We start from the raw sequence: 21,423 nt of genomic DNA, 5'->3' as shown, positions 1-21,423 counted from the left end.
TTTCCCAGACCTTTTCCGTAGGGAAGGACGGACAACACGCTTTTGAAACCCACCTCCGCTGGTTGCGGTGATTTATCTCTTCCACTCTTTTATTATGAACAAAAACCTTACTCTGTTTCGGCGGCAGGCGTACTCCGGCCCCGGCCGCTGGCGCTTCCTGCTCCACCTGCTGGTCGTGCTCGGGCTGCCGCTGCTGGGCCACGCCCAGGCGCTGACCCAGGCTGATTTTACCGGCCTCGTGGTGCCCCAGTACCTGGGGAGTGGCACGGCTACCCGCCTGCCGCTACTCTACCGGGCTACGGTGAGCAACCTGACCCCCAATACCCTATACCGCTACTACACCCAGGCGGCGACCAACTCCGCGACCGGCGGTGGTACGGTGGATATCGGCACCACTAACACCGGCGCCGGCAACCCGTTGCTGGTCAACAACAACGCTGGCACCTATACCTACTACACCGGCTCGGTAAGCCTGGGTACGAATGGCAGCTACGAGACGTTCACTACTGACGCGGCCGGTTCGTTTACGGGCTGGTTTGGCTTCGTCAACACGGGCAACGGCCGCTTTACCGCCGGCAATGTGGTGTTTCCGACCATTACGCTGGGCCCGGCGGCCACGGCCCCGGCCATCGAAAAGAAGCTGGCCCTGAATCAGGGGGTTACGGTGCTGGCCTTTGCCGCTACGGCGGGAGCCACCAACGGGACCTTCCTGAAAGGCAGCTCCTCGGCCAGCCCCCGCAATCTGGTGGCAGTGTACGACAATACCACGGCCACGGGCCGGCCCCTGGGCGTAACGGTGGCTGAACCCATCAGCGCTACTATTGCCAGCGTGATACCGGGCTACAGCACCAACTCCGGCGCCTGGAATACCATCATGCCCAACACCAACGCCAACGGGGTGCGCCGGGTGGAGGAACGCTCGGTCCTCACCGGCGAGGTAACCGACTGCAACACCGATGCCGACGGAGTCTGGCCGTCGGGGGCCAATACGGTGAACCCCACGGGCGGCACTACGCCGGTGCAGCTGACCAGCACCGATGCTCCCCTCAATGCCGGCTGCGGTGTGGTGGGAACGCCAACCATTACTGTTTCCACCAACGGCCCCCTGGCTTTTGCCACGACCGTAGGTACGCCCTCGGCGGTACAAACCTACATGGTGTCGGGTACCAATCTGACTACGGACCTGACCGTGACGGCCCCGGCCGGCTACGAAATTTCTCTGACCGGTACCACCTTCAGCAGCACGCTGACGCTGACGGCCTCGAACGGCTCAGTGACGTCGACCAGCATCAGCGTCCGGCTGCAGGGCACTACGACCGGAACCTTCAACGGCAACATCACCAACGCCAGCGGCAGCGCGACGGAGAATGTGGCCGTGTCGGGCACGGTGGATACCTCGGGGCCAGCGGCGCCGACCATCACCGGCTTCAGCCCGGCTTCCGGGCCGGTAGGCACGGTGGTAACCATCACGGGAACCGATTTTGTGGGGACGACGGCCGTGTCGCTCAACGGCAGCAGCATTGCCTTCACGGTAAACAGCGACACGGAAATCGTGATAACGATACCGGCCGGAGCCAGCTCGGGCAACTTCAGCGTGACGACCCCCGCCGGCAGGGGTTTCTCGGCGACGAATTTCCTCGTGACGACGCCGGCTTCAACTCCCCCCACGATTACGAGCTTCACGCCGGCCTCAGGCCCGGTGGGGACCACCGTTACCCTTACGGGAACCAACTTCACTAGCGTCACGGCCGTGACCTTCAACGGTACCGCGGCGGCCTTCACCATTGCCAACGCGACAACCATCACGGCGACGGTACCAAGCGGCGCGACCACCGGCACCATTGCCGTAACCAACCCGGACGGCACGGCCACCTCGGCCACCGCTTTCACCGTGACGGCGTCGGCGCCAACCATCATCAGCTTTACGCCGACCTCGGGTCTGGTGGGCACGGTGGTGACCATCACGGGGACCAACTTCACGGGCGTTTCGGCCGTGAGCTTCAACGGGACGGTAGCGGTCTTCACCTTCGTGAATGCGACGACCATCACGGCCACGGTTCCGGCCGGGGCCACGACGGGCACCCTTGCGGTGACCACGCCGGGCGGCACGGCTACCTCGACGGGCGTCTTCACCGTGATTCAGCCGAATCCGGTGCCCGTTGTTACCAGCCTCTCGCCGAATACGGTGGTGGCAGGTAGTGCGACCTTCACGCTGACGGTAACGGGTACGAACTTCCTGAGCAGCTCAGTGGTGACCTTCAACGGGGCGGCTTTGGCTACCACGTTTGTTTCGGCTACTCAGCTCACGGCCACGGTTCCGGCCTCGGCCGTAGCTACGGCCGGCACGTATGCCGTGACGGTGACCAGCCCGGCTCCGGGTGGCGGCACTTCGAACAGTGTCACGTTCACCGTGACCACGCCAGTGCCAGCGGTGCCGACCATCGTCAGCTTTACGCCAACCTCGGGTCTGGTAGGCACGGTGGTGACCATCACGGGGACCAACTTCACGGGCGTTTCGGCCGTGAGCTTCAACGGGACGGTAGCGGCCTTCACCTTCGTGAATGCGACGACCATCACGGCTACGGTTCCGGCCGGGGCCACGACGGGCACCCTTGCGGTGACCACGCCGGGCGGCACGGCTACCTCGACGGGCGTCTTCACCGTGATTCAGCCGAATCCGGTGCCCGTTGTTACCAGCCTCTTGCCGAATACGGTGGTAGCAGGTAGTGCGACCTTCACGCTGACGGTGAATGGCACGAACTTCCTGAGCAGCTCAATGGTGACCTTCAACGGGGCGGCTTTGGCTACCACGTTTGTCTCGGCTACCCAGCTTACGGCGGCCGTACCAGCGTCAGCGGTAACGACGGCCGGCACGTATGCCGTGACGGTGACCAGCCCGGCTCCGGGCGGCGGCACTTCGAACAGTGTCACGTTCACCGTGACCACGCCGGTGCCAGCGGTGCCGACTATTACGAGCTTCACGCCGACCGCCGGACCGGTAGGTACGGTGGTGACCATCACGGGTACCAACTTCACGGACGTATCGACGGTTACCTTCAACGGAACGATAGCGACCTTCACCTTCGTGAATGCGACGACCATCACGGCTACGGTTCCGGTAGGAGCCACCACCGGCCGGGTCAGCGTGACGACCCCGGGCGGAACGGCGCTGGGTACGGTATTCACCGTAACGCCGGTAGCCCCAACTATCGTCAGCTTTACGCCGACCTCGGGTCTGGTGGGCACGGTGGTGACCATCACGGGGACCAACTTCACGGGCGTTTCGGCCGTGAGCTTCAACGGAACGATAGCGGCCTTCACTTTCGTGAATGCGACGACCATCACGGCTACGGTTCCGGCCGGGGCCACGACGGGCACCCTTGCGGTGACCACGCCAGGCGGCACGGCTACCTCGACGGGCGTCTTTACCGTGATTCAGCCGAATCCGGTGCCCGTTGTTACCAGCCTCTCGCCGAATACGGTGGTAGCAGGTAATGCGACCTTCACGCTGACGGTAACGGGTACGAACTTCCTGAGCAGCTCAGTGGTGACCTTCAACGGGGCGGCTTTGGCTACCACGTTTGTTTCGGCTACTCAGCTCACGGCCACGGTTCCGGCCTCGGCCGTAGCTACGGCCGGCACGTATGCCGTGACGGTGACCAGCCCGGCTCCGGGTGGCGGCACTTCGAACAGTGTCACGTTCACCGTGACCACGCCAGTGCCAGCGGTGCCGACCATCGTCAGCTTTACGCCAACCTCGGGTCTGGTAGGCACGGTGGTGACCATCACGGGGACCAACTTCACGGGCGTTTCGGCCGTGAGCTTCAACGGGACGGTAGCGGCCTTCACCTTCGTGAATGCGACGACCATCACGGCTACGGTTCCGGCCGGGGCCACGACGGGCACCCTTGCGGTGACCACGCCGGGCGGCACGGCTACCTCGACGGGCGTCTTCACCGTAATTCAGCCGAATCCGGTGCCCGTTGTTACCAGCCTCTCGCCGAATATGGTGGAGCAGGGCAGCGCGACCTTCGTGCTGACGGTAACGGGTACGAACTTCCTCCCGGGCTCGGTGGTGAACTTCGCCGGCACGGCGCTGGCTACGACCTTCGTTTCGGCCACCCAGCTTACGGCGGTGGTACCGGCTTCGGCGGTGGCTACGGTAGGTACCCGGGCGGTGACGGTAACCAACCCGGCTCCGGGCGGTGGTACGTCGGCGGCGGTGACCTTCACGGTGACCATTAGCACGGCCACGGCCAATGCCCGCAACCAGGTCGGCTTCGAGCTGTATCCGAACCCGACGGTGGGGGAGGTGACCATCACGCTGCCCAAGACCTGGACCGGCCTGACCCCGCCCGTACAGCTAACCGATCTGAGTGGGCGCGTAGTGCTCCGGACGCGCCTCGGCGCTGACGGCCGCGTTGACCTGCGCCCCCTGCCGGTCGGCATTTATCTGGTGACCGTGGGCGACGGCAGCCAGCGCGTAACCCGCCGCGTGGTGAAGAACTAACGGCGCAACAAAAAATAAAAAAGGCCTACCCACTATAGGGTAGGCCTTTTTTTGCTTTTACGCTCAAGGGTAACCATTCAGTAACACCGGGAAGTACTAAAAAAACCGCAAGGAGCTGTAGATTTGCGACTCGAGCCTTGAGTAAAATAGGCTGATTCCGTTCTCCATCCACACCTTTTCCAATATGATTGCACTTTCTACTCACTCGCCCCGCAACCCTCGAAACGGCCCGGCGATGTGGAGGATCCTCCTGCTGCTGCTGCTGCTGTGCCCGCTGGTCGGGTGGGGGCAAACGGTGAATATTTCCGCTGGGACGACAGTAACCGAACCTTTAACCATTGGAACAACAGCTACTGCTGCATTGCCCACAGGGTGGAAGGTGAGCAAATCTGCTACTGAGCGTCTGGTAACAGCTTACGCTTCAGCAGTTGGTAATACGGAACAAGCTGGCTCTGCTAGCATCAGTGCGACAGCAACAAACGGCATCTATAACTTCGGCAATAGCGCAACGACGACAGACCGTGCCGTAGGGGGACTATCATCAGCCTCGGCAAGTAAATCTGTCAACTTGATGGTGCAGCTCACCAATAACGGAGCGTCGTCAATTACAGATTTTACGATTAGCTACAACGTAGAGAAATACCGCAATGGCTCAAATGCAGCTGGTTTCTCTATCCGCATGTTCTATTCGACGGACGGCGCTACATGGACGGCCGCAGGTAATGACTTTGTGACCAGCTTCAGTGCGGATGCTTCTACTGCTGGCGTCACTCCGGCACCAAGCGTAACGGTTGCAGTTACTAACAAAGCCCTGGCTCAGTCATTAGCGACTGGTAGCTCTTTATATCTGGCGTGGAATTACTCAGTTACAACGGGTGTCACAACCAGCAACGCACAAGCTTTAGGTGTTGATGATATTACGATTACTGCCACGGGCGGTACCCCTCCTGCCAACGTAGAACCAACCGTTACCACTACTACGCCGGCTACTGGCATATCCGTCAGTGGGGCTACTATTGCCGGCAATATCACCAGCCTGGGCGTACCCGCCACTACGTCTTCGTACGGGTTTGTGTATAGCACTACTGCAAGTACTGCCGCTACCCTGTTGCTACCCAGCAGCGGAGCCGTCTCTCAGGTCCAGGTTGGTACTACCGCGTCCGCCGGTAGCTACAACACTACTTTAACCGGGCTTACCGCTAGTACGATCTACTACTACCGGGCTTACGCCACCAACTCCATCGGCACCGGGTACGGTACGGTGCAGCAGTTCGCCACCAACGCCACTCCGCCCGCCACGGTCCCGACCATTACGAGCTTCAACCCGCTAACCGGCCCGGTGGGTACGCTGGTTACCATCACCGGTACCAACTTCACCGGCGCTACGGCCGTAACCTTCAACACCACGGCCGCGGCCTTCACCTTTGTGGATGCGACCACCATCACGGCCACGGTACCGGTCGGCACGACCACCGGCACCATCGCCGTGACCACCCCGGGCGGCACCGGCACCTCGGTCGGCAGCTTCGCCGTGACGGCAGAGCCCGTGGTGACTACCACTGCTGCCTCGGCCATCACTGCTACTACCGCTACTACGGGCGGCTCCTTCGTTACCAACGGCGCTACCATCACGGGGCGGGGCGTGGTCTACGGCACTTCGGCCAACCCGCGCATCGGCGGTGCCGGCGTATTGCAGGGCTCTACGACGGCCGGCACCACCAGCCCTTTCACCAGCACCCTGACCGGCCTGACGCCCGGCACCACGTATCTCGTGGCCGCCTACACCATCAGCGAATTCGGCACTACCTACGATGCTACCGATGAGACGTTTGCCACAGCGGCCCCAGCCATTACGGCTACACCGGCTACGCTGAGCGGCTTCTCCGCCATTGCGGGCACGGCTTCAGCCGAACAGAGCTACAGTCTGGCTGCCTCTGGCTTGGCCAGCCCAATCACCGTAACGGCTCCGACTGGCTATGAAGTGTCGTTGACCACTGGCTCAGGCTTTGCCGGTTCGGTATCGGTACCAGTTACCGGCAGCACGGTGTACGTTCGCCTGACGGCTTCGGCCCCGGCTGGGGTCGCCAACGGCACCATCACCAACGTATCGGGCAGCACTTCAGCGAATGTAGCCTTAAGCGGCACGGTGTTCCCGGCAGGCACAAATAACTGCCTGAGCGAAGGGTTTGAAACGGCAGTTCCGCCCGCTGGTTGGCTGGCTACCGGTGTTACCCGCTCGATCAGTGCGGGCGACATAAAGTTTGGGACTGCCGCCGCGATTTTCGGCTCGAATAATGGTTCGCTTACTACATCGTCGGTAGCCAATCCGTTGTCGCTGACATTTTACCTGGGCCGCACGGCGAACGCCACCGGTAAGACCCTGCTGGTAGAAGTATCGACCACCAGCCAGACCACGGGCTTCACTACAGTTGCCACGTTCGACCATACGAACGTGCCGTCCGGCAGCTACAACCCGTACACGGTCGACCTGTCGGCTTATTCTTCCAGTGTTCTGGTTTGGGTACGCTATAATAAGGTCAGCAGCACTACTTCGCCCTGGCGTCTGGATGAGGTGAAGGTGTTCTGCGGGACCGCACCTAACGGCCCGGAAATCAACATTGCGCAGAATGGTGCTAACATCGCCTCCGGTGGCTCATACGATTTCGGACTTGTGCAGTCGGGCAATACGGCTACGGCTACCTTCACCGTTCAAAACAGTGGCAGCACCGATCTAACGCTTACTACTATGCCCCCCGTGGCCCTGTCGGGCTCGGCTGATTTCGTCGTAACGGCGCAACCGGCTACCACCATCGCCAGCACCAGCAGCACCACGTTCACCGTAACGTTCACGCCTTCAACTACCACGGCTCAAACGGCTACGCTAAGCATTGCCAACAACGATGCTACGGGCGGGGAAAATCCTTACCTCATCACCCTGAACGGTACGGTTCCGCCGACTTACCTATGGAACGGCACCGGAACGAGCTGGATTGAGCCCAACAGCTGGACGCCGGTCCGCGCCACCCCCGCGGCCAACGACCTGCTGATCTTCGATGGCAGCTCCCTGCCAACGGTAACCGTCACTACCGACTTTATTTCTGCTCAGACCGTCGGTCAGCTGATTTTCCGCAACAACGTGACGGCTACGTTCACCAATACCGGTGACCGCGCCCTGACGATCAGCAACGGTAATACTGGCGGCGCTGATCTGGCAATCGGCAGCGGCTCGACGCTGACCGTAACAAGCCCCAGTGCCCTGACCACGGGCCTGACCCTGCAGCTGGCTTCGGCCGCCACGGCCAGCATTGGCGGCAGCATAGTCTTCGACAACGGTGCTCACCGCCTGCTGGGCACGGGCACCAACAGCGTGGAGTTACTGAGTGGCAGCTCGTTCACGCAAACCCCGAAGATGATAGGCGCACCTTTCGGTGATATTACTGCTAATGCCAACAAGGTAATTTTCCGCAATGGCTCCCGTCTGGAACAGGCCGGCGGCGTCCAGCCATTTGGTCTGAACGCGCCCAGTACTGCTATTACCCTGGAGCCAACCAGCCTGTATGTATTCAGCGTCCCGGAAAACCCTCTGAGCCCTACCCAGACCAACGTGCCCCCGCTGAGCGGCCGGACGTTTGGCAATCTGGAGTTCAACATCGGCAACGGCAAATCGGCGGCTTCGGTCGCTAACAGCACCCTGGTTATTGTCGGCGACTTGACCGTTACCAGCGGTGCTATCGGGCTGAACCTGGACAATACCATTTCCATCGGGGGCAACCTCACGGTGAATGGCAGCTCTACGCTCACTTTTAATCCGCAGGCCGCCCTAGCGAAAACCGTGAATCTGAACGGCTCGGCGGTCCAAACCATCGGGGGGACGGCTGGTGCCGGAGCTGTTACATTCGGGCCTACCTCCAACCTGAAGATCAACAACGCGGCCGGCGTAACCCTGGCCCGTTCGCTCACGCTGAACCGCCTGGAACTGGCAGTAGGTAAGCTCGCTACCGACGCCACCAACCTGCTGACGCTGACCAGCACGGCCACCCTGGCCGTTACCGCCGGCAGCTTCGTCAACGGCCCACTGGCCCGCCAGACGGTGGCTGGTCCGGCTACGGTGCTCTTCCCGGTTGGCAAGGGCGCTGCCTACCGGCCGGTTACGCTGAATATTACCGACCAGACCTCGGCAACGACTTACATTGCCGAGCAGAAAGACCAGGCCTTCGCCGACCGCCGCCTGACCGGGGACCTAACCCGGGTATCGCGGATCCGCTACTTCACCGTAACCCCCGTCGCGCCGCCGGTCGACTTCCTGGGTACTATCACGCTCACGTTCGGGGCTGATGACCAGGTAACCGATCCAAGCGTCTCAACCCTGGTAGTAGCCAAGAACGGCGGTAATGGCTGGGAAAATATCGGGCGTGGTATCGTAATCAACAGTACGATCACCTCGAACCCGTTCACTTCATTCAGCGACTTCGCCCTGGCCAGCACCGATCCATCCATCGTCCTGAACCCGCTGCCGGTGGAGCTGGTCCGCTTCACGGCGGCCCGGCAGGGCAACGGGGTACTGGTGAAATGGACTACGGCTTCGGAAAAGAACAACGCCCGCTTCGAGGTGCTGCGCTCCGTCGATGGCCGCGAGTTCACCACCATCAGCACGGTGGCCGGGCAGGGGCAGAGCACCCTGGCCCACACCTACACCACCCTCGACCGTCAGGCCCTGGCTACAATGACGTACTACCGTCTGCGGCAGGTTGACTTTGATGGCAAGGCTTCGCTGTCGCCTGTGGTGGCGGTGGGTGCCACCAACGGGGTGGAACTGTACCCGAACCCTACGCAGCGTGAGCTGCACCTGCTGCTGCCCGCCGCGGCCCACTACCGCGTGCTGAGCCCGGTTGGCCGCACGGTACTGGAAGGCAATGCCCCAACCGGCGCCTCGACGCTTGACGTCGCGGCCCTGCCCGCGGGCCTCTACCACCTGGAGGTCATCTCGGCCACCGGCCGCGTAGTGCGTCAGTTCGTTAAGCAGAACTAGCGCCGCTTTATTTGCTTTGGAAAAGCTTCTCCCTGTTTTGGGAGAGGCTTTTTTTTGGGAAACCGGTTGCGTTTTTTCGGTCCGCCGAAGGGCGCGGCATTACCGTGGGCGGATGCCTCTGCCCGCCGCCAGAGCGGTTTCCCAGTCAGTGGACGGCGTACCGCGATGCTGTACTTCGCGACGCCCGGCGCGAGTTGGCTGGGGCCGTCCGCAACGACCCGCGAAGGGAAACTTCGCGTTACCCAGAGGCGGCACCCTGACCCGGAAACTGCCTCACAGCGGTTTCGTCCTTCGTTTACAGGGCGCTGGTATCGCGAAGCTTCCCTTCGCCGCCCGTGGCTGACGACTGCTTCGCACCCGGGCAACCAGTCGCGCAGTACAACTTGGCGGTACCTCCGGACACCAACTCCGAAACTGCTCCTCGTGGCGAAGTAGGATGCGGGGCTTGCTTCCGCCCGTCGTTGCCCGAAAGCGTTGACCTGGCGCGAACAGCGGGCAGGGGTAAGCCCCGCGCCCTCCGCCGTTTTAGCCTTCCCCTTCGCCCTGGTTTTTAAGGCCGGAGGTTGCTTTTTGTTGTCGTTCAAAAATTGCTGACCACAATCGGTATCGGGCGGTGAATTCTGATTGTCTGGTGGAGCGCAGACTCTTTCAAGCACGACTACCACACGGTAGGCACCCGGTGGCCAGTCCACCAGGGTAAGGCTCCCTTGGTGGATACGGGAGTAGAGTGATTTCCGGAATACTGTATCCAGCCAGGAGAGTGGGGAGCCCCGGCCTGCCGGGCGTGCCGACCTATAGTAGCGCCCAGGAGCCCACAGGAACCAGCAGAACCCTTGTGTTTAGGAACAGAGGATCAATCCAGGTTATATTATGGCTATTATTATTTTTTTGTACACTATTAATAGGATACTACACTTTATTCTGTTTATATTTCAATCGTTAATTCTCTCATTTTACTCTCAATTTTATGAAAACCAGGATCTTCGGCTTCTCTGCCTTCCTGCCGGCACTGGCGCTACTTGTTCTATTATCTATCACGGCCCAGGCTCAGAAAGTCTACACGTGGACAGGCGCTCCTGGCACTGCCAATGGTAACCTCAACGGGGGCGCTAACTGGTCGCCAACGCGCCGCACGGCACTGGAAACCGACATCCTGGTGTTCGATGGAAGCGTCCTGGGGGCCAGTGCCCCCGTCGTTACCGTTCCATATTTTGATCCAAATGTTAATCCAAATGCTAACGTTGTTGGCCAGATGCACTTTATCAATGGCGTAAACGCCACCTTGCTGGCCTTGGGTAGTAATCGGACTGTTACCATCAATGGGAGTGCCGGCGACGACTTTCTTATTACCAGCAACTCAAAAGTCACGCTCAGCGCCGGCAGTTCCAACCACAACCTGGTCGTAACGCTGGGTACTGATGCCAAGGCGGCTGTTTCCGGGGCGCTTACCTTTGTTAATACGGCAAGTGGTGATATCGCCAATCTGAATTCCCAACACCGCCTTACCGGGTCGGCAGGCAGCATCACTTTTCTGGCGGGGAGTAACTTTCTGATGGATACCGGCGCAGCGGGTGTTGCCTTCGGCACCACGCCCAGCACGGCCATCTTCGACGCCGGAGCAACCTATACGCAAAACAGTGGAAGCAGCCCGCTGGGTGGCTCGGGCAATGCCACTATCTTTTCGGAGGGTAGCTTTTACGTGTACAAAGCCGGGGATTTTGCCGCCAGTACCAGCATCGTACGGACGTTTGGCAATCTGGAGTTCCAGAACTCGGTCTCGCTGAACAGTGGCACCCTGAATATCAAAAATCACCTGAAAATTACGAATGGTACCCTTACGCTGGGGACGAGTTCCCTCGTTGTCGGCCTCAACGGCACTATTGCCCAGACGATCAGTGGGGCCGGCGCACTGGCCCTGGGGGCTAATACGGTGCTCGATATCAATAATCCGGCGGGGGTGACGCTCAGCCGACCCCTGACGGTGTTCGCCACGCTGGGGCTTACCAATGGCCGGCTTACTACCACGGCCGGCAACCGACTGACCCTGGCCGCCGGCGCCGGCTTCACGGGGGGCAGCGTGAACAGCTTCGTGAACGGCGCGCTCACGCGTGCCCTGGCCTCGGCCACCAGCACCGCCCTGGTGTTTCCGATTGGCTCGGGCACCGCCTACCGTCCGCTTGCGCTTACGCTTACGCAGAGTGCCGGCACCACTACTACCTACACGGCCCAGCAGTTTGAAGGCCCGTCCCCGGTGCGCATTATCTCGGCCGGTATGCAGCGGGTCTCGGCTATGCGGTACTACAACCTGACCAGCAGCGGAGCTACGACGCTTACTAACTGCAGCATCCGTCTTAGCTTCAATTTGGATGATCAGGTTGATGCCGCTTCCAATCTGCGCGTGGCCCGCGGTACGGGTACTGCCTGGGTGAGTCAGGGGGGGACCTGCAACCCCGGCATCAATGGCACTACCTACTTTGCCGGGGAGGTTACGTCCAGCATTGCCTTCACTCAATTGGGCGACTTTGTGCTGGCCAGCACCGTATTGGCCAACGGGGCCGGCACCAACCCCTTGCCCGTGGAACTGACGGCGTTCAAAGCCAGCCGGCAGGGTAGCGCCGTCAATCTGTACTGGACTACTGCCAGCGAAAAGAACAGCCAGCACTTCGTTGTCGAGCGCAGCGAAGATGGCCGCGCGTTTCGTGACCTGGGCACCGTAGCCGGGCATGGTACTACCACGGTCGCGCATACCTATACCTTCACCGACCAGAGCAGCAGCACCGGGCTGACCTACTACCGTTTGCGCCAAGTCGATTTCGATGGCACCCAAACGCATTCACCCGTGGCCGTGGTGGCCGCCAATGGTCTGGCGGGGCTGGATAAGGCCGTATATCCCAACCCGTGCGCGGGTTACCTCACGCTGCCCCCGGTTGATGGCCGGCTCTCCTACCGGATCTACACCAGCCAAGGGCAGGCTGTACTCTCGGGCCAGACTCAGGGTGGCCGTACCATCGATTTAAGCCGGGTTCCGGGCGGAAGCTACCTGCTGGAGCTGACCAACGCCGGCCAGCGGCGGGTACAGCGCTTCACGCGCGAGTGAAAAAAAGCTTCCCCCAACGCCCAAAAAAGCCTCATCTGCTACCAGATGAGGCTTTTTTGGGCGTTGGGGGAAGCTAAATAGCTATACCGAGAAGCTGTCGCCGCAGCCGCAGGTGCGGGAGGCATTGGGGTTGTCGAAGTAGAAACCCTTGCCGTTGAGACCATCCGAGAAGTTGAGCTCGGTACCGGCCAGGTACAGAAAGCTTTTCATGTCGACCACTACCCGGACGCCCTTATCCTCGAACTCCTGGTCCATGGGCTTTACCTCGTTGTCAAAGTCGAGCTTGTAGGACAGGCCCGAGCAGCCGCCGCCGGCCACCGAGGCCCGCAGCCGGTAGGTAGCGTCCAGCTCGGCATCGTGCATGAGCCTTTCAACTTTATCTTTGGCTTTATCAGAAACGGTAATCATGGTGGTTGGGGTCTTAGGGTCCTGGGGTCTTGGCTGCCGTTCTGGTTTCCATTGATTGGTGTTACCGGAACAGGAAACTGAGACCCCAAGATCCCAACAACTAAGAAGATGGATTCAACACGACGCTGAATACGGTAATGGTGTTCAGATCGCGGCCGTAGTAAAGCTTGTCAAGGGCTTCGTAGGCGTTGTGGGCGCGGAAGTAGGAGGTTTGCAGCTCCCGGTCGCCACGGGTGCGCCACTGAATGGTGTAGGAGCTTTCCGTATCGCGCGAGTTTTTCACGTAAGCCAGCATACGGCGCAGGACGTCGGGCCTGTCGTGGCCTTCCTCGTAGCGAAACAGGAAGCTCTGGTGGTGGCGAGGGTTAACCGTAATCAGGTCGAGCCGCACCCGGCCGTCGAGCTGCCGGAACTCAAACAGCAGGTCGCCCGGACTCAGGCCCAGGCTCTCGGCAATCTGTCGCTGAATCCGGCTGCTTTCAACGTGGACGTCTTCCATTCAGGTGCCAGTTACCGGTTATGAGTTGCCAGTTGCCAGTTGCCGGTCGCGAGTTGCCGGTTACCAGTTATGAGTTTATTCTGACGGCTACCAAAGCGAACTGGCAACTGGCAACTCACAACCGGCAACTGACTAATGGTGGGCCTTGACGGCTTCCAGCACGGCCAGGCCGTTTTTCACGCGGTAGTCGTTGATAGCCGACTTGATGGCGTCTTCGGCCAGCACCGAGCAGTGGATTTTCACCGGCGGCAGGGCCAGCTCTTCCACAATCTCCATGTTGTCGATGGCCAGGGCCTCATCCACGGTTTTGCCTTTCAGCCACTCGGTGGCCAAAGAAGACGAAGCAATGGCCGAGCCGCAGCCGAACGTCTTGAATTTAGCGTCGGTGATGGTGTTGGTGGTTTCGTCGACCTCGATCTGCAGACGCATGACGTCGCCGCACTCCGGCGCGCCTACCAGGCCGGTGCCCACGTTCTTTTTGCTTTTATCCAGCGTGCCCACGTTGCGGGGGTTGCTGTAGTGGTCGATTACCTTATCGGAGTAAGCCATTTGCGCTTTGCTTGAATGTACAATGATCAATGAGCAATGAGCAATCATAGCCAGCGAGCAGAACTACATTGTTCATTGCTCATTGGTAATTGCTCATTGATTTTAGTGTTCGGCCCACTCGATTTTGCTCAAATCGATGCCTTCCTTAAACATCTCCCACAGCGGCGACATTTCGCGCAGCTTGGTGACGGCCTCTTTTACGTGATTGATGGCGTAGTCAATCTGCTCGTCGGTGGTGAAGCGGCTCAGGCCGAAGCGCAGGGAGCTGTGGGCGAGGTCGTCGCTCAAGCCCAGGGCTTTCAGCACGTACGATGGCTCCAGCGAAGCTGACGTACAGGCCGAACCCGACGATACGGCAAGGTCTTTCACGCCCATCATCAGGCCTTCGCCTTCCACGTAGGTGAAGGAAATGTTGGCTACGTGGGGCAGGCGATGCTCACGGGAACCGTTCACGTAGGTTTCTTCCAGCGTCAGCAGCTCCCGCTCGAGCCGGTCGCGCATCACGCTCAGGCGCTCGGTATCAGCGGCCATTTCGAGGCGGGCCAGCTCGCAGGCTTTGCCCAGACCCACGATACCCGGCACGTTGAGCGTTCCGGAGCGCATGCCACGCTCGTGGCCCCCGCCGTCCATTTGGGCCGTTACCTTCACCCGCGGGTTCTTGCGCCGCACATACAGGGCGCCGACGCCTTTCGGGCCGTACATCTTGTGGGCCGTGAAGGCCATCAGGTCGATGCCATCGGCAATGACGTCAACGGGAATTTTACCCACGGCCTGCGTGCCGTCGGTCATGAACAGCGCGCCGTGCTTGTGGGCAATAGCGGCAATTTCGCGCAGCGGCTGAATGGTGCCGGTTTCGTTGTTGCCGTACATGATGGTCACCAGAATCGTTTCGGGCGTCATGGCGGCTTCCAGCTCAGCGAGGCTGATGAGGCCTTCGGAGTCGACGGGCAGATAGGTTACCCGGCCGCCCAGCTTCTCGAGGTGCTTGCAGGTATCGAGTATGGCTTTGTGCTCGGTAGTAGTGGTGATAATATGATTGCCCTTCTGGGCGTACATCTCGAACACGCCCTTGATGCCAAGGTTGTCGGATTCGGTGGCCCCCGAGGTGAAGATAATTTCTTTGGGGTCGCAGTTTATCAGTGCGCCAATCTGGTCGCGGGCGTAGTCAACGCCTTCCTCCGCCGCCCAGCCGAACGGGTGGTTGCGCGAAGCGGCATTGCCGAACACATCAGTCAGGTACGGCATCATGGCCTCCAGAACCCGTGGATCGAGCGGGGTGGTGGCATTGTTGTCGAGGTAAATAGGAAGCTTGAGCATGGCTCGAAGGGTGTAAATCAGCGAAAAACCAGGGGAAACCGAGGAATCAGGGGGAAGAATGATTCGTAGGTAGAACACGAAAACCGATGAACTGGTTTTACTTTGCTCCCACAAAAGTAGATATATTCCAAATAGGAGCCACCAGTTTCCCACCCCAACTTTCATGTTTGCCAACCTCGAACACCTCGGCCTGGCCGTCCACGACCTCGAAGCTGCCACAGCCCTGTACACGACCTTATTGGGGCAGCCGCCCTACAAGCAGGAACACGTGGCCAGTGAGGGCGTCGACACGGTTTTCTTCCGGGTGGGCGGCTCGAAGATCGAGCTGCTGGCCGGTACCACCCCCGACAGCGCCATCACGAAATACCTGAGCAAAAAGCCCGAGGGTATTCACCACGTCGCCTTCGCGGTAGCCGATATCCGGGCCGAAATGGCCCGGCTGCGGGCCGCGGGCTTCGTGCTGCTGAGCGAAGAGCCCAAGCCCGGCGCCGACAACAAGCTGGTGTGCTTCGTCCATCCCAAAAGCGCCGCCGGCGTATTAGTGGAGCTGTGCCAGGATATGGGGGCTTAGGGTCTTGGGATGTTGGATGTTGAGGTGGGATGGGTTTTTGTGTCGTCTGTCATCCTGAGCTTGCGAAGGACCTTCCTCCGATAACCTTAAATTTTTCTTGCATGAGCGAAACCCTTTATCACGCCCAGCTGCAGAGTGTGGACATTATGGCGGGGGGCAGCGACAAAGGGGAAGGTCCTTCGCTCTGCTCAGGATGACCGACGAATAAGGGCCGGCGAAGAAAAATTCAAGCCCCAAGCCCCAAGCCTCAAGCCCCAAGACCCAAGACCCCAACCACCAAGCCCCCAACCATGAATAGTAATTTTTTTCGCCAGGAAGTGGATGCTGCCGTAGACGCGCTGCTGCTCCAGCAGGTGATTCTGTACCCGACCGATACGGTGTGGGGCCTGGGCTGCGACGCGGAAGTGCCGCCGGCCGTGGAGCGCCTCTATAAGCTGAAAAGCCGCCCGACCGACAAGGCCTGCATTGTGCTGGTAGCCGACGAGGCCATGTTTGCCAAGTACGCCGCCGTGGTGCCGCCCAATCTGGCGGGGCTGCTGGCCGGGCAGGAGCGCCCTACCACCTATATCGTGCCTGGCAGCCGCCACCTGGCGGCCAAGCTGCTGGCCCCCGATGGCACCATCGGCCTGCGGGTGGTCAGCACCGACGAGTTCAGCCATAAAGTGCTGCGCCGTCTGGGCCATGGCCTGGTATCGACTTCGGCCAACCTGAGCGGAGAACCCGCTCCAGCAATATATGCCGACGTAGCCCCGGCCCTCGTGCGTGGAGCTGATTACGTGGTGAGCTGGCGCCAGCAGGACGTCACGCCGGCCATTCCCTCGCGGGTGGTGCGGGTGCGGGCCGATGGCGGGCTGGAAGTAGTGCGGGCATAGGCTGGCGGTAGTAACGCGAAGCTCCACTTCGCGGGGCATCTGCGCCGATGCAACAATTGGCGCGCAACGTTTCGCGAAGTAGAACTTCGCGTTACATTCCTAAGCCTCAACGTATGCACCCGTCGGGGCTTTTGGGGCTGACAGAAACGAGTGCATTTTAGAAGACGGACTGCTTCGTCGTACCTCCTGGCCATGACAATGGAGCGGGCAATGACCGATGGGGACGTTACCTTTGCGACTTCCTGGCTTTCCGCATTGCATCTATGACTACTCCGCAGCTTCCCGAAAACCCGTTGTTCCACGTTATTGCTGCCGCCGCCGGCGAGCTGGGCTACCCGGCCTACGTGATTGGCGGATTTGTGCGGGACCTGGCGCTGGCCCGGCCCAGCAAGGACGTGGACGTGGTATGCGTGGGCGACGGAATTAAGCTGGCCCAGGCCGTGGGACGCAAGCTGCCAGGCCGCCCGCGGGTAACGGTGTTCAAAAACTTCGGCACCGCTATGCTGCCCACCGAAACTGTGGAGCTGGAGTTTGTGGGGGCCCGTAAGGAAAGCTACCGGGCCGAGAGCCGCAAGCCCGAAGTAGAGGCCGGTACCCTGGAGGAAGACCTGGCCCGCCGCGACTTCACCATCAACGCCCTGGGCCTGAGTCTGAACCCCGAGGATTTTGGCGCGCTGGTGGACCGCTACGACGGCATGGGCGACCTGCGGCGCAAGATCATCCGCACCCCGCTCAACCCCGACATTACCTTTTCCGATGACCCGCTGCGCATGATGCGGGCCATCCGCTTTGCCACCCAGCTCAACTTCGACATCGAGCCCGATACCTACGACGCCCTGGCCCGCAACAAGGACCGGATCAAGATTGTATCACAGGAGCGCATTACGGTGGAGCTGAACAAGATTATCATGGCTCCGAAGCCCAGCTACGGTTTCAAGCTGCTGTTTCAGACCGGGCTGCTGCACCTGATTTTCCCGAAGATGGCCCTGCTCTACGGGGTGGAGAAAGTGGGCAAGCACGCCCACAAGGACAACTTCTACCACACCCTGCAGGTGCTCGACAACGTGGTGGACGCCGGCGGCGATCTGTGGCTGCGCTGGGCCGCCATCCTGCACGACATTGCCAAACCCGCCACCAAGCGCTACTTCCCCAACGTGGGCTGGACTTTCCACGGCCACGAGGACAAGGGGGCCCGCTGGGTACCCCAGATTTTCACGGATCTGAAACTGCCCCTGGGCGAGGAAATGCGGCAGGTGCAGAAGCTGGTGCGCCTGCATCTGCGGCCCATTGCCCTGGTGAAGGAAACCGTGACCGACTCGGCCCTGCGGCGACTGCTGTTCGAAACCGGCGACGATATCGACCGGCTGATGCTGCTCTGCCGGGCCGACATCACGAGCAAAGACCACCAGCGCAAGGAGCGCTACCTGCGCAACTTTGGCGTGGTGGAGGAAAAGCTGAAGGAAGTAGAGGAGAAGGACCACCTGCGCAACTTCAGGCCCGTGATTACGGGGGAAGTTATTATGGAAACCTTTGGGCTGAAGCCTTCCAAGGAAGTAGGCGAGCTGAAAAGCGCCGTGCTGGAAGCTATTCTGGACGGGAAGATCCGCAACGAGTTCGAGGAAGCCTTTGCCTACCTGTTGCAGCAGGGTCAGGCAAAGGGTCTTCCTCCGGGCCACCTTTCACTCACCAGTACGTGAACCCAAACTCTCGCGTGTACGATCTAAGGATGAGGACCGGGCCCCGGGGGGTGCCCGGTCCTTTCTTTACTCTCCGGAAAGACAAGTAATACGCAGTGCGTAACGCGCTTCATCGTAACGTCTTAGAGTGATACTTCCTTACGTAAGGGCCTGATAAATTGGTTGTCTTCCGGCAAAGTAGTTTTCAGCTCACGCGCTTATTCGGAGATCGGGGAAACCCGGGACGAACCGGAAAGCTCCTTCCGGATGCTGACGGGCTTGCCGGCGTACTCTACCCGGCTGGCTCCGCTCAGGTCCGCCCGCAGGCGGTCGGCCACCCGCACCCGGGCCTTGCTCATGCCCGAAAGCTCGAGCTCGGCGCGCCGGGTGGGCATATTCAGGGCGTTGATCTGGCAGGCCCCGGAGCCATCTACCTTCAGCTCGGTGGCGGAACCGCGCAGATCGGTGCGGCAGGCCCCGCTCAGGTCCAGCGCCAGGCGGGGGACCTGCACGCTCAGCACCGCATTGCAGGCGCCGCTCTGCTCCACCCGCAGCGGCTGACCGCTGAAGCCGGCTACATTGGCCTGGCAGGCGCCGCTCAAATCCAGCCCGCGCAGGTCGGGCATCTGCACCCGCACCAGAACAGGCTTGCGGCTGAAGGAAAAGCCCGCCATAAAGCTGCGGCGGGGCTGAATAACGAGTTGGTCGTCGTTGGTATCTACGCGCAGGTTGCGCAGATCCTTGTCGTTGCCGGCCACGTCCACTTTAAAGGTAGGCCCCTGGCGGACGTACACGCGGTAGGCTCCGCTGGCTTCAATCTGGCGGAAACCGCTCAGATTGAAGCGGCGGCGGCTGGTGCCGTAGTCGCCGGGGTTGGCCGAAAAGGCTGATTCGCTGATGTCGATGTCCACGTCGACGTCGTCGCCGTTCTCATCACCGGAGTTGATGCGGACCCGCATGTTGCCGTTGCCGGTGTCGATGTTCAGCCCGTCGTCGGTGCTGTCAGCATCGTTGTTATTGTTGTCGAAGTCGTCGTCGCGTAGCTCTTCGGGCGTGCAGTCCACGCATTCCAGGCGGTTGTCGCGGAGGCGGAACAGGTGCTCTTCGGGATTTTCCGGGCGCTGGTCGTTCACGAAGTTCTGGCTACCGATCCAGTACGAGAGGTCTTCGCTGATGCGGAAGTACTTGTTGCGGGGCAGGTGCACGGTGAGCCGCAGGCGCTGGTCGCGGTAGGTGGCATCGGGCAGAAAAGAGAAGTGGTCGTCGAAGATCAGGGTCGAATCGTTGGCCTGGCGCACGGTGTAGCCAATGGAGGTGGCCGCGGTGCGGGCCGCTTCGGCTTCGGTAGCGCCCTGGGCCGAGAAAGTTTTGTCGACACTCAGGACCTGGGCGCTGTCGGCGGGCACAAACTCAATCTCGACGTCCTGGTCGTTGCTGCGGTCTACGTGGCGGGTATCCAGGAAGAGGGTAGGTGCGGTGAGGCCCGGGAAGCGCTGCACCTGCACCTGCTCGCCCTCGTTCTGGAAGTCGTGGCTGAGGCGGGCAAAGGCCAGGGAGCAGGCAATGATGCTCAGCAGCCACAGCCCCAGCAGGGAAAGCCCTACGGTGCGCGTCAGCACGGCGCGGCGCAACAGCAGGCCAATGCCCGACAGCAGCAGGGAGATGGCCGGAATAACGGCGGCCATGTAGAAGGCAAAGATAGACCAGGCCGGCAGGCCCCGCAGCAGAATGTGGGCGGGCACGTCGCCGAGTTGAATGTTCTGCGACTCCGGAATCCAGCCCAGGCCGGCGGCCAGCGCGATGGTGAAGCCCACCAGCAGCGCGAGGCCAATCAGGATCAGCAGGGCCCCGGCAAAGATGCGGATGGCCGAGCCGATGAAGTTCAGGATTGGCCGCAGATTGCGGAACAGGTCTTCCAGAAACATGCCCAGGGGGCGGTTACCGCTCCCGGCAGCTACACCGGGCTCATCCGTAAAAGCATTGTTGCGCACGTTGGTGTCGATGCCCGACAGCGTTACCGCGTCGCCGCGCATCCGCATTTTCTCGGATACGGTTTTGGCCTCGGGCAGCAGAATCCAGAGAATGATGTAGATGGGGATGGCGGAGCCGCCGGCGAAGAGCAGCACCAGGAACGCAATCCGGATGGCGACCACGTCGACCTTGAAGTAAGCCGCCAGTCCGGCCGATACGCCCCCGACCTTCCCCGTGTCCGTGTCGCGGTAGAGCTTGCGGAAGGTGGGGTCTTCGTTGGCCGGCACGCCGTCGTAGCGCTTGGGCAGGGCAATCCAGAGCACCACGTAGACCAGGAAAGCCACGCCGCCCAGGTCAAATCCTTCGAAGTGGAAGTCGCCGTCGTCGAAGGGGAAGATGCTGCGCAGCAGGGGCCGCGTCAGCAGCGCTACCAGAAAGCCCAGCCGCACCCACAGCGGGTTGACGGCGAAGTAGCGGGCAATACCGGCCGCGACGCCCGCAATCTTGCGGTTGGCCATGTCGCGGTACAGGCGGCGGGGCTGCCCATCGGCTTCGGGAGCGGCCGGGTTGCCCGGCGCGGCGCTGCCGGTCCCGTCGGCGTAGGTGGTGTAGGCGGCGGGGCCGCCGGCCAGGGCTTCTTCTTCTTCCTCGGCCTCATCGGCGCTCTGAAAGTCGCTCACGCGGCCCATCTTCGCCACCATCGCCTCCACATCGTCCAGCGTGATAATCTGCTTGGTGGCCGAAGTGCGGGCCGCAAACAGCTCGGCAATGCGGCCTTCGATATCGGCCACGATTTCCTCGTGCCCCCGGTAGCCGGAAAAGTGTGCCTTCACCTCCGCCAGGTAGCGGCTGAGCACGTCGTAGCCATCTTCTTCAATGTGGAAGATAAGGCCCTGGAGGTTGATGCTGATGTTCTTTTTCATC

11 protein-coding genes are annotated in these 21,423 nt (G+C 61.0%); 6 read left to right on the top strand and 5 right to left on the bottom strand.

Translation table 11 applies throughout. The features are described from left to right. The first annotated feature begins 94 nt into the window (after positions 1-94). The 3 genes from ABD833_RS13735 to ABD833_RS13725 all read left to right on the top strand — a co-directional run bounded on the left by ABD833_RS13735 (position 95) and on the right by ABD833_RS13725 (position 12,636). Positions 95-4,510 carry an IPT/TIG domain-containing protein gene (locus ABD833_RS13735; protein WP_345073741.1) on the top strand — a complete coding sequence of 1,472 codons (4,416 nt, stop codon included), beginning with the start codon at positions 95-97 and terminating at the stop codon, positions 4,508-4,510. Between the two features lie 1,072 nt (positions 4,511-5,582). After that, entirely contained in the window at positions 5,583-9,539 is a 3,957-nt protein-coding gene (locus ABD833_RS13730; RefSeq protein ID WP_345073739.1) for a choice-of-anchor D domain-containing protein, read from the top strand. A gap of 967 nt (positions 9,540-10,506) precedes the next feature. After that, the gene (locus tag ABD833_RS13725; RefSeq protein ID WP_345073737.1) at positions 10,507-12,636 is read left to right on the top strand and encodes a T9SS type A sorting domain-containing protein; all 2,130 of its coding nucleotides are present in this window, start codon (positions 10,507-10,509) and stop codon (positions 12,634-12,636) included. Between the two features lie 81 nt (positions 12,637-12,717). Here ABD833_RS13725 and ABD833_RS13720 read toward each other — a convergent pair whose 3' ends face one another. From ABD833_RS13720 to ABD833_RS13705, 4 genes are all read right to left on the bottom strand, one after another. After that, the gene (locus ABD833_RS13720; RefSeq protein ID WP_345073736.1) at positions 12,718-13,044 is read right to left on the bottom strand and encodes a HesB/IscA family protein; all 327 of its coding nucleotides are present in this window, start codon (positions 13,042-13,044) and stop codon (positions 12,718-12,720) included. A gap of 100 nt (positions 13,045-13,144) precedes the next feature. Next, entirely contained in the window at positions 13,145-13,543 is a 399-nt protein-coding gene (locus tag ABD833_RS13715; protein WP_345073735.1) for a hypothetical protein, read from the bottom strand. A gap of 132 nt (positions 13,544-13,675) precedes the next feature. Then, positions 13,676-14,092: a Fe-S cluster assembly scaffold IscU gene (iscU, locus tag ABD833_RS13710; protein ID WP_345073734.1), complete on the bottom strand. Its 417-nt coding sequence runs from the start codon at positions 14,090-14,092 to the stop codon at positions 13,676-13,678. Between the two features lie 102 nt (positions 14,093-14,194). Then, positions 14,195-15,409, bottom strand: a complete 1,215-nt coding sequence (locus tag ABD833_RS13705) for an IscS subfamily cysteine desulfurase (RefSeq protein ID WP_345073733.1) — start codon at positions 15,407-15,409, stop codon at positions 14,195-14,197. 163 nt (positions 15,410-15,572) lie between these two features. Here ABD833_RS13705 and mce point away from each other — a divergent pair, with 163 nt between their 5' ends. The 3 genes from mce (at position 15,573) to ABD833_RS13690 (ending at position 18,549) form a co-directional block, all read left to right on the top strand. After that, complete coding sequence (gene mce / locus ABD833_RS13700) at positions 15,573-15,980, top strand: methylmalonyl-CoA epimerase (protein ID WP_345073732.1); 408 nt, start codon at positions 15,573-15,575, stop codon at positions 15,978-15,980. Positions 15,981-16,270: 290 nt separating this feature from the next. Next, the gene (locus tag ABD833_RS13695; protein WP_345073731.1) at positions 16,271-16,852 is read left to right on the top strand and encodes an L-threonylcarbamoyladenylate synthase; all 582 of its coding nucleotides are present in this window, start codon (positions 16,271-16,273) and stop codon (positions 16,850-16,852) included. A 263-nt stretch (positions 16,853-17,115) separates the two neighbouring features. Then, entirely contained in the window at positions 17,116-18,549 is a 1,434-nt protein-coding gene (locus ABD833_RS13690) for a CCA tRNA nucleotidyltransferase (protein WP_345073730.1), read from the top strand. Between the two features lie 197 nt (positions 18,550-18,746). Here ABD833_RS13690 and ABD833_RS13685 read toward each other — a convergent pair whose 3' ends face one another. Continuing rightward, positions 18,747-21,422, bottom strand: a complete 2,676-nt coding sequence (locus ABD833_RS13685; RefSeq protein WP_345073729.1) for a GIN domain-containing protein — start codon at positions 21,420-21,422, stop codon at positions 18,747-18,749. Position 21,423 lies beyond the last annotated feature (1 nt).

Source organism: Hymenobacter fastidiosus, assembly GCF_039539565.1.
GTDB lineage: Bacteria > Bacteroidota > Bacteroidia > Cytophagales > Hymenobacteraceae > Hymenobacter > Hymenobacter fastidiosus.
Note: the sequence above shows the minus strand (reverse complement) of the source record. Positions and strands in the feature narration are given on the sequence as shown.

Excerpts from the sequence above, each read along its gene's own strand:
- ABD833_RS13735 (WP_345073741.1), top strand. The coding sequence starts at position 95 with ATGAACAAAAACCTTACTCTGTTTCGGCGGCAGGCGTACTCCGGCCCC.
- ABD833_RS13725 (WP_345073737.1), top strand. The coding sequence starts at position 10,507 with ATGAAAACCAGGATCTTCGGCTTCTCTGCCTTCCTGCCGGCACTGGCG.
- ABD833_RS13720 (WP_345073736.1), bottom strand. The coding sequence starts at position 13,044 with ATGATTACCGTTTCTGATAAAGCCAAAGATAAAGTTGAAAGGCTCATG.
- ABD833_RS13715 (WP_345073735.1), bottom strand. The coding sequence starts at position 13,543 with ATGGAAGACGTCCACGTTGAAAGCAGCCGGATTCAGCGACAGATTGCC.
- iscU (WP_345073734.1), bottom strand. The coding sequence starts at position 14,092 with ATGGCTTACTCCGATAAGGTAATCGACCACTACAGCAACCCCCGCAAC.
- ABD833_RS13705 (WP_345073733.1), bottom strand. The coding sequence starts at position 15,409 with ATGCTCAAGCTTCCTATTTACCTCGACAACAATGCCACCACCCCGCTC.
- mce (WP_345073732.1), top strand. The coding sequence starts at position 15,573 with ATGTTTGCCAACCTCGAACACCTCGGCCTGGCCGTCCACGACCTCGAA.
- ABD833_RS13695 (WP_345073731.1), top strand. The coding sequence starts at position 16,271 with ATGAATAGTAATTTTTTTCGCCAGGAAGTGGATGCTGCCGTAGACGCG.
- ABD833_RS13690 (WP_345073730.1), top strand. The coding sequence starts at position 17,116 with ATGACTACTCCGCAGCTTCCCGAAAACCCGTTGTTCCACGTTATTGCT.
- ABD833_RS13685 (WP_345073729.1), bottom strand. The coding sequence starts at position 21,422 with ATGAAAAAGAACATCAGCATCAACCTCCAGGGCCTTATCTTCCACATT.